This is a genomic window from Algibacter lectus, from assembly GCF_004368925.1.
In the GTDB taxonomy this organism is placed as follows: Bacteria; Bacteroidota; Bacteroidia; order Flavobacteriales; family Flavobacteriaceae; genus Algibacter; species Algibacter lectus.
In genome coordinates this window covers 255,435-273,227 of record NZ_SORL01000009.1, presented here as the reverse complement: position 1 = coordinate 273,227, position 17,793 = coordinate 255,435, and the positions used below count along the sequence as shown (strand labels likewise).

The window sequence follows — 17,793 nt, the reverse complement described above, 5'->3', positions numbered from 1 at the left end:
TTAACTAGTTGTCGTTTGGTGTATATATTTTTTTATTAGAAACCATCTCTAAAATTACATCGGCTACTTCATTAAAGTGCTTTAGTTTTTCATCGGAGATGTTATTTTTAATTTTCTCATTAAAAGTTAAAACTCGATCTTTAGAGTAGGTGCGTTTTTGAACTCCGAAAGGTGTTAGCTTGATAATTACACCACGGCCATCTTCTGGATTGGGATGTCTGTCAATCAAACCTTTTTTTTCCATAGCTTTTAAAATTCTAGAAAGACTCGTTGCTTCCATACCCATTTTGGGGCCTAAAGCAGTTGATGGTGTTCCTTTTTCTGGGTCTATGCTTAATAAGGTAAATCCCGTTGCCATAGTGCTATCAAATTTTAATGCTTCTTCGTTATACATTTTTTGAACGGCCAGCCATGTTGTTCTTAAAATGTAATCGATGGTTCTATCTTTCATGTTGAGAGGTTGTTGTTCCCAAATATAGTAAAATTTATTATGCATGCATAATAAATTTTACTATATTTAGTTAATCTTTTATTAATAAGAGAAGATTTGACTAACCTCTGTAGATTTTCTCGATAAGAGAAAGGTACTTTTGTTTTATAACTTTACGCTTCATTTTCATGGTTGGCGTTAAGTGTCCGGCATCTATAGTCCAAACATCTGGAGTAATCTCGAATTTTTTAATTTGTTCCCATTTGCCGAAGTTGGCATTGGCAAAATTAATTTCTTCTTGAATTCTCTCTAGTAATTGGGTGTTTAAGATTATGTCTTCATTAGTTGTAAATGGAATGTTATGACGTTTGGCCCATTCTTTTACAAAATCATAATTTACCTGAATTAAAGCTGCTGGCATTTTCTCGCCTTCACCAATAACCATAATTTGTTCTATAAATCGAGACTGTTTAAATTGGTTTTCAAGTAGGGTAGGTGCTACATATTTCCCTCCCGAGGTTTTAAACATTTCTTTCTTTCTGTCAGTGATTTTAAGAAAACCATCAGCATCTATTTCTCCAATATCTCCAGTGTGGAAATAATTGTCCTTAATAGCTTCGGCTGTTTTGGCTTCATCTTTAAAATACCCCATCATAACGTTTGGGCCTTTTACAAGTATTTCGCCATCTTCGGCTATTTTAACCTCAACATCATCAATTATTCTACCAGTAGTTCCTACTCTAAAACCTCCGTTTCGGGTATCATTAACTGAGACAACAGGAGACGTTTCTGTTAATCCATAACCTTCCATTATAGGTAAACCAGCGGCAGCAAACACTCTAGTAAGTCTTGGCTGTAATGCGGCACTGCCAGAAACCATAAGGTCTAGGTTTCCTCCAAGTCCTTCTTGCCATTTGCTAAAAATAAGCTTTCTAGCGATTTTAAGTTGTAACTCATACCACCAACCATTTTGTCCGTAAGGTTCATATCTAAGTCCAAGATTAACTGCCCAAAAGAAAAGTGATTTTTTTAATCCAGTTAAATCACTGCCTTTAGCTATAATTTTATCGTATACTTTTTCATAAAGACGTGGTACAGCGGTCATTACGTTTGGCTTGATTTCTTTAAGGTTATCGCTCATTTTGTCGATAGACTCTGCAAAGTAAATTTCTGCACCACAATATTGATATAAATAAAGAATCATGCGTTCAAAAACATGACAAACGGGAAGGAAACTAAGTGTTTTCGCAACTCCATATTCAAAAGGAACACGGTTTTGACTATTTAAAACATTTGAAACGAGGTTGTTGTGAGATAGCATAACACCTTTCGGTCTTCCTGTAGTTCCCGAAGTATAAATTAATGTGGCTAAATCTGTAGATTTCACATCATTTTTTCTAGCCTCAACTTCATGTTGTATACTTGTATCTTCACCTAACTTAAGTACTTCGTTCCAGCTAGATTCGTTTTGAATATCATCAAAAGTGTACACGTGTTTCAGTTTTGTGTTTCCTTTTATTGAATTTAGTTTAATTAGAATTTCTTCATCTGAAACAAAACAATATGTAGATTCCGAGTGATTTAAGATATATTCATAATCTTCGGCGCAAATTGTTGGATAAATTGGTACGTTTTGCGCACCTACTTGTAAAACTCCAATATCTAATATATTCCACTCTGTTCTGTTTGTAGAAGATATAACCGCAATTTTATCGTTAGGCTTTATACCTAATTTTAATAAACCACGACTTATGGCATTGGCTTGATCTACATATTCTTGCGAAGAAGTAGATTGCCATTTTCCATTATGTTTTGTGTTAAAAGCCTTATCTAAATTGTATGTTTCTAATTGGTAATAAGGAAAGTCAAAAAGTCTGGTGATTTTGGTCATGGGCTATAAGTATTCTAGGGTGCAAAATAGGAAATAAAATAAGATTATCAAATAATGTACCAAAAAAGTATTGTATTCGTATAAAACTTTATTGATTTCTGTCAATTTTGTATTATCTATGTGTTTAGTTTTTTGAGTGCTTTAATTGCTTAGCAGTTATTAATATACAATATTATGGTTAAATATAAGTTTGTTTTAACTTGCTTTTAAGACGTATCATTTTTTGTTGAAATACCTAGCGGTTTATTGAGAAGATTTCCTTGATATTCTGTACTTTTGATGCTCTTATTAAACAATTTGTATGTTTAAAAAACATGTAAAAAAGCTTTCTTTCTTTTCGATAATTTTATGCCATTTAGGGTTTTTAGCTGCAATTTTATTTGAAAATCAGAATAATATTTTTGTTTCGATTTTTATTGTTATGTCCTTAGTATTGCTTGTTGTTACTTACAAGAAAACACCCTTAAACTCTGTAGATCATAGTTTTGAGCATGTGTTAACTGTTGCTTTTGTTTTCTTTGGAGCTATAATAACCTATGTTTTATCTAGTTCTTTTGGTTTAAACCGTGTTTTATCGGCTAGTTTAGTTGGCTTAATAGCGAGTTTTATTCCTAATTTATTTAAAAGAAGCACGTTTGCTCAAGGTGTACCAGCCGCTGTATATTGCGGAGCTTTTGTGGGAATGACAAATATAAGTGTGTCTACCGATTATATTATTATAAGCATAGCGAGTGCTACTACTGGGGTGCTTTTGGTTGGAACAAAGGATACTTTTCATGGAGTTGGTGGTAAACTGGGGACTTTAGCTTTTGCTGGTGTTGTGTTTGCTTTTTTAATTACATCTCTTATTTCTCAATGGGTATAGAACAATATATATTATTTTTGGTTGGTGGGGTTTCTGCAATGTTTACGTTCTTTTTGCATGTAGATTTAAATCAAGGACCAGTTAGAGCATCTTCTTTAGTAGGTGTTTTGGTTGGCGTGTTTGTTTTAGTTTGTCCTGATTTGTTGTCACCGTATCTAACTCAAAACTTACCATTAGTTTGTTTTGGAGCATCTTTTATTGGTATGGTGTCGTCTAAAGTATTATCAAACTATTTTTTAATAGGGTTCTCAGGAATAGTGTTCACCATTATTTTTTTTAACACCAGTAGCTTTTTTAATGGTTTTGGTGGAGGTTTAGGTTCGGCTGCGTGCATAGCACTTTTGGTTAGTTTAAGTTTTCCTCTTATAAGAAAACAAAGAAAATTGCATAAGAGAGGCTTGCAAATAAAGCGGTACAGAAAATCTAAAGGAAATAATTAAAATTAACGTATAAAAAAGCGGTTTAAGAACTTAATCTTAAACCGCTTTTATAATTTATATACTAGTTTACTTTTTTTCGATCCATAATCTAGCATTCACAAAAGCTTCTAACCAAGGAGAAACTTCGTCCGTTCTTCCTTCTGGGTAATTTGCCCAGTTCCATTGAAACGTAGAACGCTCAATATGTGGCATAGTTACTAAGTGACGCCCTGTTTTATCAGAAAGCATTGCCGTGTTATAATCCGATCCGTTTGGATTATTTGGATAGCCTTCGTAACCGTATTTAGCAACAATATTATAGTTTTCTTCGGAAAGTGGTAAGCTAAATTTACCTTCACCATGAGAAATCCAAACGCCTAATTCTGTTCCTGCTAAAGTTGAAAGCATTACAGAGTTATTATCTTGAATTTTTACAGAGGTAAAAGAACTTTCGTGTTTATGAGAATCATTATGAATCATTTTCCCGTGTACTTCATGTTCCGGATTAATTTCTTCTAATTCCATGAATAATTGACATCCATTACAAATACCAACCGATAATGTATCTTCTCTTTTGAAGAAATCTTGAATTACTTTATTTGCTTTCTCGTTGTATTTAATAGCGCCTGCCCATCCTTTTGCAGAACCAAGTACGTCGGAGTTACTAAAACCACCAACAGCTCCTAAAAACTGAATATCTTCTAAGGTTTCACGACCAGAGATTAAATCTGTCATGTGTACGTCCTTAACATCGAAACCAGCTAAATACATCGCGTTAGCCATTTCGCGTTCTGAATTCGATCCTTTTTCACGAAGAATAGCTGCTTTTGGGCGTTTGCCAGTAAAAGCTTCTAGTTTTCCTGTGAAATTTTTCGGGAATGTATATTGAAGAGGTTGATTTTTATAATTCTTGAAACGTGCTTCAGCTAAATTATTTGCCGTTTGTTTTTGGTCTAATAAATAAGACGTTTTATACCAAACATCTCTAGTTTCTGCAACATCGAAAGAGAAACTCTCGTCGTTGTTTTTGATGTTTAATTGTCCTGTGTTGTTTACAGAACCAATATTAATAGCCTTTATTTTGTTTTCTGATAAGATAGTTTCTACAGAAGCATCTGCTTGAAAAACAATTCCTGAGTTTTCAGCAAAAAGTACTTTTATAGCATCTTCTTCACCTAATTTAGAAAGATCTAAATCGGCACCTAAATTAATATCAGCAAAGCAAAGTTCTAATAAAGTAGTAATTAAACCACCAGAAGCCACATCGTGACCAGCTGCAATTTTATCTTCTGTTATTAAATTTTGAATAGTATTAAAAACCGCTTTTACATAAGCTGCATCTTTTACATTTGGAGTTTCATTTCCAATAGCATTTAAGACTTGGTTGAAAGAGCTTCCTCCTAATTTAAAATCGTCTTGAGAAATATTGATATAGTAAATGTTACCACCGTTTTGTTTTAAAACAGGCTCAACAACTTTAGTAATATCATTACAGTTAGCACCAGCAGAAATAATAACCGTTCCTGGAGAAATAACATCACCATCAGGATATTTTTGTTTCATAGAAAGTGAATCTTTCCCGGTTGGCACATTGATTCCTAAATCTATAGAAAATTCTGAAATGGCTTTTACCGCTTCATATAAACGCGCATCTTCACCTTCGTTTTTACAAGGCCACATCCAGTTTGCTGAAAGCGAAACCGCATTTAAACCATCTTTTAAAGGTGCCCAAACTAAGTTTGTAAGTGCTTCTGTTATTGAGTTTCTGCTTCCTGCAACAGGGTTAATTAAACCAGAAATAGGCGAGTGGCCAATAGAGGTTGCAACACCTTCTTTACCTTTAAAATCTAGTGCCATAACACCAACATTGTTTAAAGGAATTTGTAAAGGACCAACACATTGCTGTTTAGCTACTTTACCACCAACACAACGGTCTACTTTGTTTGTTAACCAATCTTTACAAGCTACAGCTTCAAGTTGTAAAACTTGCTCTAAGTATATTTTTAAGTTTTTGGTTTTATAACGTGGGTTTTTATAATTTCTAATAACAGTTTTATCTGTTAAAACGGTTTTTGGAGAGCTACCAAACATATCCTCTAGAGCTAAATCCATTGGTTTGTCACCTTTGGTTTTAGATTCGAAAGTAAAACGATTGTTGCCAGTTACCTCTCCAACACTATACATTGGCGAACGCTCACGGTCTGCAATTTTCTTTAGGGTTTCTGTATGTTTTTCAGAAATCACTAAGCCCATACGCTCTTGAGACTCGTTACCTATAATTTCTTTTGAAGAAAGTGTTGGGTCTCCAACTGGTAATTTATCTAAATCGATATGTCCACCAGTATCTTCAACTAATTCTGATAAACAGTTTAAGTGTCCACCGGCACCGTGATCGTGAATAGAAACAATGAAGTTTTCATCGCTTTCTACCATACCACGAACGGCATTAGCAGCACGTTTTTGCATTTCAGGATTAGAACGTTGTACTGCGTTTAACTCAATACCAGATGAAAGTGCACCTGTATCTGCAGAAGACACCGCAGCGCCTCCCATTCCAATTCTATAATTTTCACCACCAAGAATAACGATTTTGTCGCCTTCTTTTGGTGTGTCTTTTAAGGCTTGGTCTGCTTTACCGTAACCAATACCACCAGCTTGCATAATTACTTTATCGAAACCTAATTTCCTTGGTTCAGAATCGCTAGATGATGCGTTTTCGGCATGTTCAAAAGTTAAAACAGAACCCGTAATTAAAGGTTGTCCAAATTTGTTTCCAAAATCTGAAGCACCATTTGAAGCTTTTATTAAAATATCCATTGGAGTTTGATAAAGCCATTTTCTAGCTTTAAACTTTTGTTCCCAATGGCGGTTTTCTTCTAATCGAGAATACGATGTCATGTAAACAGCCGTTCCTGCTAAAGGTAAAGACCCTTTTCCACCAGCAAGACGGTCTCTAATTTCTCCACCAGCACCTGTTGCAGCACCATTAAAAGGTTCTACGGTTGTTGGGAAGTTATGTGTTTCCGCTTTAAGCGAAATAACAGACTCGTAATTTTTTGTTTCGTAAAAATCTGGTTTGTCAGCTGTTTTAGGAGCAAATTGCTCAACAACTGGTCCTTTTACAAAAGCAACATTGTCTTTATAAGCCGAAACGATATCGTTTGGATTTGTTTCGGATGTTTTTCTAATTAATTTGAAAAGTGATGTTGGTTTTTCTTCTCCATCAATTACAAAAGTTCCGTTGAAAATTTTGTGACGACAGTGCTCTGAGTTTACTTGAGAAAATCCGAAAACTTCAGAATCTGTTAGCGGACGACCAATTTTTTTAGCAACACTTTCTAAATACTCAACCTCTTCAGTGCTTAAAGATAAGCCTTCTTGCTCATTATAAGCACCAATATTCTCAATGTTTAAAATAGGTTCGGGCTTAATATCTATAGTAAAAGTATCTTGATTTAAGCTTGCGAATTTTTCTGAAATCATAGGGTCGAAATCCATGAATTCTTCTGTTGAAGCTGAAAATTCTTCAATTCTGATAATGTCTGAAATTCCCATATTCTGAGTAATTTCAACAGCATTAGTACTCCAAGGTGTAATCATCGCAGCTCGTGGGCCAACAAAAAAAGCATCTAAAGATGCTTGTTCTATTTTAGGCTGGTCGCCAAATAACCAAGACAATTTTGTTATGGTTTCTGTAGATAATTCTTTTGTTGTTTGAACAGCAAATATCTTGCTGGTTACGTTTCCAAAGAAATGAATCATTATATGTGTGTTGTTAGTTTAAAGAAAGTGCAAATTTACTTTTTTTTAGCCGATTTTCTATTAAAAAAATGCGAAGGAAAATAGAGAGTTATTCACGAGGTTTTAAACAAAAAAAAGCGGCTTTAAAAAGCCGCTTTTGGTAAGAGTAGTTGTGTGCTTATTGTTTAACTATTTTTTTAGTGATGCTTCTTGCTTCTGAAGAAAGTTTTAAAATATATACACCTTGCTTTAAGTTTGCTACATCTATGCTTTGCGCAGAAGAAGAAATTATGCCTCTATTGGTTTGCTTTCCAAGAATATCGTAGATACCAAATTCTAGAGGTTCGTTGGTGTCAATATTAATGTTGCTTCCTTTTACTGGGTTTGGGTATATTTTTAGGTCTTCTAAAAATTTATCATCTGTACTTAATGAGGTGTAACAAGTCCAAGATAAATCATCTAGAGTTACACGATCTCCACCACTTGTGTTTTCTGTAACTACAATAGTTACATTGCCAGTGATATTGATATTAGAAATGGTTGTTGTTTGTGCAGAGTCTCCATAAGGTAGTGAACCAACAACGTTACCATTTACCATGACGTCTAAATTTCCAGAACCTCCGCTGTAAGCTCTTTGAGTAGTTGCTGTTAAGCTACTAATACCTCCCGAAAACATTGGAGATGTGATCTTACCTGTTTTAGTGCCTCGTACATCAAAAGTAATGGCTTTGCTTTCAGGTAAAATTACTTGATCGATTCTGGCTAAAGTAGCTGTCCATATGTCTCCATCATTACCTGTCCATGTTCTGTCAGTATATTGGCTGTCATTAGATCCTACTGTGGAAACTAGGTTTTCGAAAGTTTCTGTGATACATGCGCCACTTACTGGCGTAGAATCTTCTAATGTTGTAGCACTTACCGCATCGCTTAAATCCGATTTGTTATTTGCTAAATCTGCAGCAAGTACAGAAAAACTGTATGATGTTTTTGGAGTTAAACCATTAAGTGTTAAAGAAGTTTCTGATTGCGAAGAAATGAAATATTCCCCATCGACATAAATTTGATATGAAGTAACACCTGTATCATCTGTAGAAGCATCCCAACTTAAATCTACTGTAGTACTCGTTGCGTTACTTGCTACTAAATTTGCGGGTACTGTTGGTGCTTGTATATCGCTTGGTTGAGATTCTCCCCAACGGTTACGAGCAGTTTGTCCGCCCCAAATAGCTGTTGCTAAATATGGGTTGTCAATAAATGGATTTCTGTTTCCTTGTCCGTAAGCATTATTAACGTCTCCGTGATAAGCGTTTCTTTGGTCTTCAACTATAGAAACTGGATCTTGTGCATTCCATTCCAAAAGAAGATTAATCATGTTTGAATCGATAGCGTTGGTTTCTCCATTAGCTACAAACGATGGTTTGCATTGTGTTCCATATCTTAAATACATGTACATTATAATTCTAGCAGCATCGCCTTTCCACTCGTCTCCTGGATACCAGCTTCCAGAAATATTAGCAGCTGTAGTTGTAATTGGGTTACCATCTGCTCCAATATTGGTGATGTATTTTAAATTTCCACGGTTAGAGTTCATTCTAACATCGGAAGGTCTCAGGTTGTGAGCATCGGCATAGGGAGGTACATTTTTACCTGTACTTTCTAATTTAGGGCTGGCTAAAGAGTTTGGGAACGTGTGTTCTCTATTCCAATCGGTACCTTGATTACCACCTGTTGAAGTGTTACTGCGAGTTCGGTCTGTAACGTAGTTGCCATCGGTATCGCTGTAGCCGTAGATTAATAATACATTATTGAGGTTGTCTGGATCTTGGTCGGTTATTTTACTGGCTTCCCAAATACCTGGCGTATATGTAAGGTACTGGGTGTGTTTTGCAGCTGTTTCTATAGCTAAATCGTTAAAAAGATCTAGTCCTGTTTGCGAAAAATCTACATCTTGGTAATAGCTTTGTAAGTTTTGTGGCGGTGCTAGCTGTGCAAAACTTAAAGTTGTAACAAATAAAAAGAATAAGTAAAAGTGCTTCATAGAGGTGAATAGATTAATTAATTATAAAAATAAGGTGAAAACACAAGTTAAGGGTGTGCTTTAGTTTTTCGCAAAGTTAAAATCTTTTTCTCGCTCTTATGTTAAGGAATTGTGAAGTCGAACTTGTTCTGTTTTTATAATGTGTTTGAAGATTTTATAAATAAAAAAAGACCATCTTTTCAGATAGTCTTTCTTATTTATATTTTAAGTGAATAGGTGTTAGTTCACTTTACGCTCTAAAAGTGCCATGTAAAATCCGTCGAATCCAGATTTATGAGCCATTACCTTTTTATCTTTTACTAAAGAGAAATTTTCTCCCGCTTCCGATTTTAAAAAGGTAGCTACTTGGTCTTGATTTTCCGAAGGTAATACCGAGCACGTTGCGTAAACCATTTGTCCGCCAGGCTTAACCATTTTACTGTATTGCTGAATGATTTCCTGTTGTGTTTTCTTAATTTTATCAATAAACTCGGGCTGAAGTTTCCATTTAGCATCGGGATTTCTTCTTAAAACACCTAAGCCAGAACAAGGCGCATCGATTAAAACACGATCGGCTTTGTCATAAAGTTTTTTAATAACTTTAGTAGATTCTATAGCACGGTTTTCAATATTATGAGCACCATTACGTTTTGCACGTCTTTTTAATTCGTTCAATTTATTACCATAAATATCCATGGCAATAATTTGTCCTTTGTTTTCCATTAAAGAAGCAAGGTGCAACGTTTTTCCTCCAGCGCCGGCACAAGCATCTACAACACGCATACCAGGCTCTACATTTAAAAACTCGGCAACCAATTGAGACGAGGCATCTTGTACTTCAAAATGTCCGTTTTTAAACATTTCAGTAGAAAATACATTAGCACGCTCTTTTAATTTTAGAGCACTTGGGTGATCTGGTAAAAAATCGGTTTCAATATCTAAATCAAACAAGGCGGTTTGTAGCTCTTCCTTAGTTGTTTTTAATGTGTTAACACGTAAAATAACATCGGCTTGCACGTTTAAAGCTTCAATTTCTTTGCTCCAAAGTTCTTTACCTAATTCTTTTACTCCAATTTCATCCATCCAATCTGGGATAGATTCTTTAAATTTTCTATTGTTAGAAAGCTCATCATAGCGCCCTTTAATACGGCGTAATGGTGTACCTTCAAAATATTTCCAATCTGGTAATTTTACACCTTTTAAAGTTGCCCAAACAGCAAACATACGCCACAGGTTGTCACGGTCAAAAGGTTCTTTTACTTCGGCAATTTCGGCATATAGACGTTTCCATCTTACCATTTCATAAGTAGTTTCGGCAACAAAACCACGGTCTCTCGCTCCCCAACGCTTATCGCGTTTTAAAAGTTGTTGTATAACCTTATCGGCGTATTTTCCTTCGTTGAAGATTAGGGTTAAACCGTCAATAACCGCAAAGCATAAATTTCTGTGTAATCGCATTTTTTCTAGTTCTCAGTTTTCAGTTGGAAGTTTTCAAACAAAAGTTATCCATCTTTCATCCAAACTGCATTAATTATTAGAGTTTGCAAAGTTACGCTTTATTCATTAATAATTTTTCTTAATTTGCAGCGATTAATTAACGCATTTGGAAGAGCAAGATTTTATAAACGATTTAAGAGCAGGTAAGCAATTTGCGTATGGAAAGTTGCTAGATCTCTTTCAGCAAAAAGTGTTTGCAACTTGTATCTCGTTTGTACCCAATAAAGAAGATGCCGAAGATATTGCGCAGGATGTTTTTGTTGAGGTTTTCAATTCGATTAATAAATTTAAAGGGAATTCGAAATTATCAACTTGGATTTACCGAATTACCACCAATAAATGTTTGGAGTTTATTAGGAAGAAAAACACGAAAAAGCGTTTTGCCTTTCTGCAATCTATAATGGGAAATGAAATCCCTATGGATAAAACCAAATATTTTACAGAAATGAACCATCCGGGAGTTTTATTAGAGAATAAACAAAAGAGTGAAACGCTCTTTAAAGCTATAAACCAATTGCCCGATGCCCAGCGTGTGGTTTTTACGCTTAGTAAAATAGATGGGCTTAGTAATCAGGAGGTTTGTGATATTACAGAAAAAAGTTTGTCGTCGGTAGAGTCGTTAATGTTTAGGGCGAAAAAAAACTTGCAAGATGTTTTGGGTGATTTTTATAAAAATGACATGAAGTAAAAAAAATGAGCAGCCTAACGCAAGTTTTAATAAAATATTGCATCTAAAGTTTTATAATACAAAAGATATGGATATTAATAAAGACATACAACAGAAAATAGATAGTACTTTACAAGCTGTCGATGGTATTGAAACCGTAAATGTGTCGCCTTTTTTTAAGGATAAAACCATGCAACGTTTGTTTTCTGAAAAGGAAGAGGTTGTTGTGGCATCGAGTTGGTTTACGCCAAAATTACAATTGGCTACTTTGGCATGTGTTGTTGTTTTAAACGTGCTTGCATTTACGCAGTTAGATAATAGTTCGGGAACCTCTAGTTATGATGAGAACTTGAATCAATTTGCAGAAACATACGGTTTGTCGTCTAGTTCGACAACATCATTTTTAAATTAAAAATCAAATGAAAAAAAATATAGTTTTATACATTCTACTTGTTTTTCTGGTAGCTGTTAATGCTTTTTTTCTCTTTAATTATTTAGGGAAGCCTATAGGGAAACAAAAGATGGAGCGCGAAGATCCTATGAGTTTTATTATAGATGAGTTGAACTTTAACGAAGAGCAACTAGAGGCTGTGCAAATTCTAAATAGAGAGCATCGTCAAAATATGATGCGAAACAATAGTGGTATCAAAAAAATGAAGGATGCTTTGTTTAGTAAATTATCTGAGACTGATTTAGATTCTAATGTTGTAGATTCTTTAGCTCGTAAAATTGCTTTAAAGGAAATGGAGTTTGATAAAATGGCATTTTATCATTTTAGAGATATTCAAGAATTATGCAATGCTGAACAAAAAGAAAAATTTAAGAGTATAATAAAACAAGCACTTCAGAAAGGACCGAATAATAGAGAAGGTGGCCCTGATCAAGAAGGTAGAGATAGAAACGGACCGCCACCACCAAGAATGGGTGGAGAGCACGAAGGGCGACCGCCAATGCATTAATATAAAAGAAAAGACATTCATTTTGAGTGTCTTTTTTTTTGTGATTATATTAACAAAACTGCGCGCGAGTTTATACAAATAATACCATCTAAACTTATATAAACATTAAAATAATTTTTAAGATGAAAAATAAAACGTTTAAAACAGGTGCCTTAGTTTTTGGATTGGCATTATTAGGTTCGACTCAAACATTTGCACAGTCGGAAGAAAAGGGAAATCAAAAACCGCCATCATTTAGTGAGTTGTTGAAAAAGCTAGATGCTAATGAAGATGGTAAACTATCGGAAAATGAAGTAGACGGACCTTTAAAAGAACAGTTTGCTACAATTGATGCGGATAAAGATGGTTTTATTACTGAAGCTGAAATGAAACCGAAGGCAAAAGAAGCAAAATCGGAAAAGAAGAGTAAAGGTCAAGGAAAAGGTATGCCAACTTACACGGAGTTGTTAGAACAAATGGATGCTGATAAGGATGGTAAACTGTCTAAAAGTGAAGTTAAGGGGCCATTGAAAAACGATTTCTCTAAAGTTGATACTGATAAAGATGGTTTTTTATCTGAGGCAGAATTAAAAAATGCTCCAAAGCCAGAGCGTCCACAAAGGAGGTAATTGATTAATTATTTATAATACAAACTATAATTCTCATTGTAGTTTTTTTAAAGACTCAAAATTTAAAAATTTTGAGTCTTTTTTTTTTTTTTTTTTTGTTAAGATTTTTTTAACATAATACAAGCGCAAGTTTTAAAACAGATGGGCATCTAAACTTTATGTAACAATTTAATAACATTCTATTAATATTAAATAAGTTGATAATATGCCGCAAAACATTCAAAAAATAATGAGTAGGTTTTCTTCTATTTCGTTAGATGAAATGAATAGTGTAGCCTTAATGAAGCGAACCGATACTAAGTTTGTAATTAATAAAAAGCAGTTGGTTTCTATTTTACATTCGATAGAGCAGGAGTATCGAGTTTTAGAAATTAATACGGATAGAGTAATGAGTTACTCATCATTGTATTTTGATACTGTAGATAATAAATTTTACAACGATCACCATAACGGGAAGAATAATAGAACAAAAATTAGACAGCGTAAATATGTTGAATCTAATCTCTGTTTTCTTGAGATTAAGCAAAAGAATGGTAAGGGAGAAACGAATAAAACACGAATTCCTGTAAAAGATTTTGAATTGAATTTATCAAAATCATCAGAAGCCTTTATTGCAGAAACTACAAACGAAGACTTTAATTTGGAGCCTAGCCTCTGGAATGGTTTTAACCGAATAACCTTAGTGAATTTAAAAAGTAAAGAGCGTGTTACTATAGATTTAAACCTTTCTTTTAAAATTAACGAAACAGAGAAAAACTACAATGATTTAGTTGTTGTGGAAGTTAAGCAAGAACGTTTCAATAGAAATTCGGCAATAGTAAAAGCCTTAAAATCTTTACGCCAGCATCCTTATAGTATAAGTAAATATTGTATTGGTATGATAAGCTTGTACAATGATGTAAAGTACAATGTGTTTAAAAAGAAATTAATAAAAATCAATAACATTACAGCATAACTATGGAGTTTTTAGAGATACCAATTTTCGACGACGATTTTTTTAAAATGGCTTTCCGTTTTACAATAAACTTAGGGTTTTTAACGCTAATTATACGCTGGTTGTATTATACATCTTCTAGACGAAAAGATTATTTGTTTACTTTCTATATGATAAGTTTTATCGTGTTTTTCTTGTGTTTTACGCTTAAAAAATTCGAATTAGATATTGGTATGGCTCTAGGTCTCTTTGCTATTTTCGGTATTATACGGTACCGAACAGATGCTATTGATATTAAAGAAATGACCTATTTGTTTGTTGTTATTGGTGTTTCTGTAATGAACTCTTTGGCTAACAAAAAAATGAGTTATTCCGAAATTCTTCTAGCCAATACTGTTGTGGTAATTTCTATAGCTATAATTGAAAAGTTTTGGCATTTAAAGCACGAAGTTACTAAAGAGATTGTCTACGAAAATATAGAAAATATAAAACCTGAGAATTATGAGTTACTTAAGACCGATTTGGAGGATCGAACAGGTTTAAGTATTAACAATGTTTCGATTGGCAACGTAGATTTTTTAAGAGATACAGCAGTACTAACTATTTATTACTACAACAGAAAATAATATGAAGAATCAAATTAAAGGGGTTAGGTTAAGGCATTGCTTCTTATTAAATGTTATATGGGTTGCTATGCTTAGTGGTTGCTTAAGTTTTGGACAGTCTGGTGATAGTGATTGGGGATCTTGGAACACCATAGGGTTAGAGTATAAATTAGATAAAAAATGGACGTTTAGTTTAGAAGAGCAGTTACGGTTAAAGGAGGATATATCTGTGATAGATGAATATTTTACTCAATTGAATGCTGAGTATAAGTTGTTTAAAGATTTTAAACTAGCAGGAGGTCTTAGATATATTCGTCAGAATGATAATCAAGGAAATATTCAAGGTTACGAGAATCATTTTCGTTTTAATATCGATGCTAGTTATAAACACGAAATAGATGATTTTAAACTAGGTTATCGTTTGCGTTATCAAAATAAAAATGAATTAGGTGTGTCTTCAGAAGAGGGTGATTATGCAAATCAGAATGTTCGTTTAAAAGCATCTGTAGAATATAATATCAATAACTGGAAATTGGATCCTAAATTTTCAGCAGAACTATTTAATCATTTTGAAAAAGAAGATGACAATGGCTTTAGCAAATACAGATTAACGTTTGGTACAGATTATAAAATTAAAAACTTTGGAGAGATTGGTGTTTTCTATCGTTTTGAAAAAGAATTGAATGTCGATTTACCCGATGTTACCAATATAATTGGTCTAAAATATATGTATACAATTAAGAATAAATCGAAAAAAAAGAAAAATTAACAAACTAAAATTAAAAACATGAAATATTTAAAAACCCTATTTTTATCTACTTTTCTAGCGCTTGCTTTTTCTTGCGCTAATGATAGTACTTTCGCTCAATCGGCAGGCGAAGAAGACGATGTTGTAATAACTACAGATGATACTGATTTTGAAGCGACAGATTGGACAACGGAAACACATAGTAATGATGTTGATGGTGATTTTGATGAGGTGTTCGAGGATGGCACTGTGAAACGTTTGGATATTGTAATCACGGAAGAACGTTGGGAGGCTATGCTTGATGATATGACTAACCTTTACGGAACATTCGGTTCTAGAGGAGGTGGTAGTTCTGGTTTTTCAGATGAAGATCCTGTTTTTGTTCCTGGTGAAGTTTTTTATCAAGATAAAGAATGGTATCGTGTTGGTATTCGTTTTAAAGGAAATTCAAGCTTGCAAAGTGCTTGGCAGGCTGGTATTTTGAAGTTGTCATTCAAGCTTGACTTTGATGAATTTGAAGATGATTATCCGCAAATAAAAAACCAACGCTTTTATGGCTTTAAGAAATTGAGTCTTAAAAATAATTATGATGATAGTTCTATGATGCGCGAAAAAGTGGCGACAGATGTCTTTAGAAATGCAGGTTTAGTAGCGTCACATACCGCGTTTTATACGGTGTATGTAGACCATGGTGATGGACCGCAATATTTTGGAGTTTATACTTTGGTGGAAGAGGTTGATGATACGGTTATTGATACGCAATATGTTGATAACGACGGTAATTTATATAAACCAGACGGAGATGCGGCAAGTTTTGCTAGCGGAACTTATGATGAAGATGAATATGTTAAAAAAACAAACGAAGATGAAGCTGATTTTACCGATGTTGCAAACTTGTTAGATGTTATTAATGATAGTTCTAGAACAAGCGATGCGGAGGCATGGAGAGCGAGTTTAGAAACGGTTTTTGATACCGATGTGTATTTAAAATATTTAGCGGTAAATACGGTTATTCAGAACTGGGATACTTATGGTAGGATGACGCATAATTACTTTTTGTATAATAACCCTGATACCGGTAAATTAAACTGGATTCCTTGGGATAACAACGAGTCTTTACAAACAGGGAAACAAGGAGGTGCGTTGTCTTTAGATTTTTCAGGATTAAATTCATCAACATGGCCATTAATTGGTTGCATCTATAGTGATGAGGTTTACAGAGCAAAATACGATACGTACGTTCAGGAGGTTGTCGATGGTCCTTTTGAAACTAGTGCTATGCAGGCTTTGTATGATTCTTATTCATCTTTACTAGAAGAATATGCAAATGCCGAGGTTTCGGGTTATACGTTTTTAAATTCAAGTTCAGACTTTCAGTCTGCTGTAAGTGGATTAAAAAGTCATGTGTCGAGCAGAGCATCTGCAGTAAGTAGTTACTTAAATGATTAATATTAGTAAATAGTTTTAAGAAAAAACACCTCAAAAACTCAATGTTTTTGGGGTGTTTCTCTTTTTTATCAAAAAAAAGTGAAAATTGGCGCAAGTTTATTTTTATAAACACATCTAAAAAAGCATATCAATTATATATAACTTTAAAGAATAGATTAAAATGAAAAAGGAAATTAAAAAAATAGTGTCGTATTCGAGCTTTTTAGCTTTGATATTAATGTCGGTACTAGCGTGTAGTAGTAGTGAAGATAGTAGCTCTGAAGAAGCAGATAGTGATGATGGAGAAGAGGCAGTAACAGAATTGCACGCTGCTTTTGCAGCATTTAATTCAGATGCGGTTACGGCTATTTTATCTGATGATGGTACGGAAGTTTACATTGAAACCACTGGGTATCCAGACCATACCTCAGTGTATTGGGAAACAGATAATGCGCTTTACATCGATGAGCCAGATGTTTCAAAAACAACTCAGGATACTTATATAGGTGGAGGGCAAGGTGAAGCTGCGAGTTTTACAGTAGATGCTACACCAGATTTAACTGGAGCAACTGTTGCAACACAATTAAATACTATTGGTATAGCGGTTAGTGGGGCATCTATATTTAACGATCAAGAAGGTGCAGGAGATTTAGATCAAGCTGCCGGAAGTTTAGATTGGGCTGGAGCTCATAAAGGTCCTGGTGTATATCATTATCACTTAGAGCCTACGCCAATTACTAGCGATGATGATAGTTTAGTTGGAATATTGCTTGATGGTGTTTTTATTTATGGAAGACAATGTAATTATACAGGAGGAACGCCTACAGATTTAGATGCTTCAGGTGGTCATACATCTGTTACGCAATATACAGATGGTGTAGAGGAGTATCATTATCATATTATTAATGAAGTGTATGCTGCGGGAAATTATGCATATCAGCCAGCGTATGTTCTTTTTGCAGGGCCATTTCAAGGATATTAAAT

General features: G+C 34.2%; 16 protein-coding genes. 11 read left to right on the top strand and 5 right to left on the bottom strand.

The window, feature by feature from the left end; genetic code table 11:
• Positions 1-4 precede the first annotated feature (4 nt).
• Both DFQ06_RS13755 and DFQ06_RS13750 read right to left on the bottom strand, forming a co-directional pair.
• Positions 5-451, bottom strand: a complete 447-nt coding sequence (locus DFQ06_RS13755) for a MarR family winged helix-turn-helix transcriptional regulator (RefSeq protein WP_042495830.1) — start codon at positions 449-451, stop codon at positions 5-7.
• Between the two features lie 100 nt (positions 452-551).
• Positions 552-2,321 carry an AMP-dependent synthetase/ligase gene (locus DFQ06_RS13750; protein ID WP_133968260.1) on the bottom strand — a complete coding sequence of 590 codons (1,770 nt, stop codon included), beginning with the start codon at positions 2,319-2,321 and terminating at the stop codon, positions 552-554.
• A 301-nt stretch (positions 2,322-2,622) separates the two neighbouring features.
• Between DFQ06_RS13750 and DFQ06_RS13745 the strand changes: the two genes are divergently transcribed.
• Positions 2,623-3,186: a hypothetical protein gene (locus tag DFQ06_RS13745; protein WP_133968258.1), complete on the top strand. Its 564-nt coding sequence runs from the start codon at positions 2,623-2,625 to the stop codon at positions 3,184-3,186.
• Complete coding sequence (locus tag DFQ06_RS13740) at positions 3,177-3,626, top strand: hypothetical protein (RefSeq protein ID WP_133968256.1); 450 nt, start codon at positions 3,177-3,179, stop codon at positions 3,624-3,626. Before DFQ06_RS13745 ends, DFQ06_RS13740 begins: the two co-directional genes overlap by 10 nt.
• A 66-nt stretch (positions 3,627-3,692) precedes the next feature.
• On the opposite strand, the gene purL is transcribed toward DFQ06_RS13740, so the two are convergent.
• The 3 genes from purL to DFQ06_RS13725 all read right to left on the bottom strand — a co-directional run bounded on the left by purL (position 3,693) and on the right by DFQ06_RS13725 (position 10,821).
• Positions 3,693-7,367, bottom strand: coding sequence for a phosphoribosylformylglycinamidine synthase (gene purL / locus DFQ06_RS13735; RefSeq protein ID WP_133968254.1), 3,675 nt, complete (start codon positions 7,365-7,367; stop codon positions 3,693-3,695).
• 157 nt (positions 7,368-7,524) lie between these two features.
• The gene (locus DFQ06_RS13730) at positions 7,525-9,384 is read right to left on the bottom strand and encodes an endonuclease (protein WP_133968252.1); all 1,860 of its coding nucleotides are present in this window, start codon (positions 9,382-9,384) and stop codon (positions 7,525-7,527) included.
• A gap of 219 nt (positions 9,385-9,603) precedes the next feature.
• On the bottom strand, positions 9,604-10,821 hold the full coding sequence (locus DFQ06_RS13725; RefSeq protein ID WP_042505852.1) for an RsmB/NOP family class I SAM-dependent RNA methyltransferase: 1,218 nt from the start codon (positions 10,819-10,821) through the stop codon (positions 9,604-9,606).
• A 145-nt stretch (positions 10,822-10,966) separates the two neighbouring features.
• Here DFQ06_RS13725 and DFQ06_RS13720 point away from each other — a divergent pair, with 145 nt between their 5' ends.
• From DFQ06_RS13720 to DFQ06_RS13680, 9 genes are all read left to right on the top strand, one after another.
• Positions 10,967-11,548 (top strand): RNA polymerase sigma factor, encoded by a 582-nt coding sequence (locus DFQ06_RS13720; protein WP_042505851.1) that lies wholly within the window; start codon positions 10,967-10,969, stop codon positions 11,546-11,548.
• A 67-nt stretch (positions 11,549-11,615) separates the two neighbouring features.
• Entirely contained in the window at positions 11,616-11,939 is a 324-nt protein-coding gene (locus tag DFQ06_RS13715; RefSeq protein ID WP_052415456.1) for a hypothetical protein, read from the top strand.
• A gap of 7 nt (positions 11,940-11,946) precedes the next feature.
• Positions 11,947-12,486, top strand: coding sequence for a Spy/CpxP family protein refolding chaperone (locus DFQ06_RS13710; RefSeq protein ID WP_133968250.1), 540 nt, complete (start codon positions 11,947-11,949; stop codon positions 12,484-12,486).
• Positions 12,487-12,608: 122 nt separating this feature from the next.
• Positions 12,609-13,094, top strand: coding sequence for an EF-hand domain-containing protein (locus DFQ06_RS13705; protein WP_042495820.1), 486 nt, complete (start codon positions 12,609-12,611; stop codon positions 13,092-13,094).
• 229 nt (positions 13,095-13,323) lie between these two features.
• On the top strand, positions 13,324-14,049 hold the full coding sequence (locus DFQ06_RS13700) for a polyphosphate polymerase domain-containing protein (protein ID WP_159140080.1): 726 nt from the start codon (positions 13,324-13,326) through the stop codon (positions 14,047-14,049).
• A gap of 2 nt (positions 14,050-14,051) precedes the next feature.
• Positions 14,052-14,654, top strand: coding sequence for a DUF4956 domain-containing protein (locus tag DFQ06_RS13695; RefSeq protein WP_042505847.1), 603 nt, complete (start codon positions 14,052-14,054; stop codon positions 14,652-14,654).
• Position 14,655: 1 nt separating this feature from the next.
• Positions 14,656-15,402, top strand: coding sequence for a DUF2490 domain-containing protein (locus DFQ06_RS13690; protein WP_042505845.1), 747 nt, complete (start codon positions 14,656-14,658; stop codon positions 15,400-15,402).
• A gap of 18 nt (positions 15,403-15,420) precedes the next feature.
• Positions 15,421-16,830 (top strand): CotH kinase family protein, encoded by a 1,410-nt coding sequence (locus DFQ06_RS13685; protein WP_133968248.1) that lies wholly within the window; start codon positions 15,421-15,423, stop codon positions 16,828-16,830.
• Positions 16,831-16,990: 160 nt separating this feature from the next.
• Positions 16,991-17,791, top strand: coding sequence for a YHYH protein (locus DFQ06_RS13680; protein ID WP_133968246.1), 801 nt, complete (start codon positions 16,991-16,993; stop codon positions 17,789-17,791).
• The last annotated feature ends 2 nt before the right edge of the window (positions 17,792-17,793 follow it).

Excerpts from the sequence above, each read along its gene's own strand:
- DFQ06_RS13755 (WP_042495830.1), bottom strand. The coding sequence starts at position 451 with ATGAAAGATAGAACCATCGATTACATTTTAAGAACAACATGGCTGGCC.
- DFQ06_RS13750 (WP_133968260.1), bottom strand. The coding sequence starts at position 2,321 with ATGACCAAAATCACCAGACTTTTTGACTTTCCTTATTACCAATTAGAA.
- DFQ06_RS13745 (WP_133968258.1), top strand. The coding sequence starts at position 2,623 with ATGTTTAAAAAACATGTAAAAAAGCTTTCTTTCTTTTCGATAATTTTA.
- DFQ06_RS13740 (WP_133968256.1), top strand. The coding sequence starts at position 3,177 with ATGGGTATAGAACAATATATATTATTTTTGGTTGGTGGGGTTTCTGCA.
- purL (WP_133968254.1), bottom strand. The coding sequence starts at position 7,367 with ATGATTCATTTCTTTGGAAACGTAACCAGCAAGATATTTGCTGTTCAA.
- DFQ06_RS13730 (WP_133968252.1), bottom strand. The coding sequence starts at position 9,384 with ATGAAGCACTTTTACTTATTCTTTTTATTTGTTACAACTTTAAGTTTT.
- DFQ06_RS13725 (WP_042505852.1), bottom strand. The coding sequence starts at position 10,821 with ATGCGATTACACAGAAATTTATGCTTTGCGGTTATTGACGGTTTAACC.
- DFQ06_RS13715 (WP_052415456.1), top strand. The coding sequence starts at position 11,616 with ATGGATATTAATAAAGACATACAACAGAAAATAGATAGTACTTTACAA.
- DFQ06_RS13710 (WP_133968250.1), top strand. The coding sequence starts at position 11,947 with ATGAAAAAAAATATAGTTTTATACATTCTACTTGTTTTTCTGGTAGCT.
- DFQ06_RS13705 (WP_042495820.1), top strand. The coding sequence starts at position 12,609 with ATGAAAAATAAAACGTTTAAAACAGGTGCCTTAGTTTTTGGATTGGCA.
- DFQ06_RS13700 (WP_159140080.1), top strand. The coding sequence starts at position 13,324 with ATGAGTAGGTTTTCTTCTATTTCGTTAGATGAAATGAATAGTGTAGCC.
- DFQ06_RS13695 (WP_042505847.1), top strand. The coding sequence starts at position 14,052 with ATGGAGTTTTTAGAGATACCAATTTTCGACGACGATTTTTTTAAAATG.
- DFQ06_RS13690 (WP_042505845.1), top strand. The coding sequence starts at position 14,656 with ATGAAGAATCAAATTAAAGGGGTTAGGTTAAGGCATTGCTTCTTATTA.
- DFQ06_RS13685 (WP_133968248.1), top strand. The coding sequence starts at position 15,421 with ATGAAATATTTAAAAACCCTATTTTTATCTACTTTTCTAGCGCTTGCT.
- DFQ06_RS13680 (WP_133968246.1), top strand. The coding sequence starts at position 16,991 with ATGAAAAAGGAAATTAAAAAAATAGTGTCGTATTCGAGCTTTTTAGCT.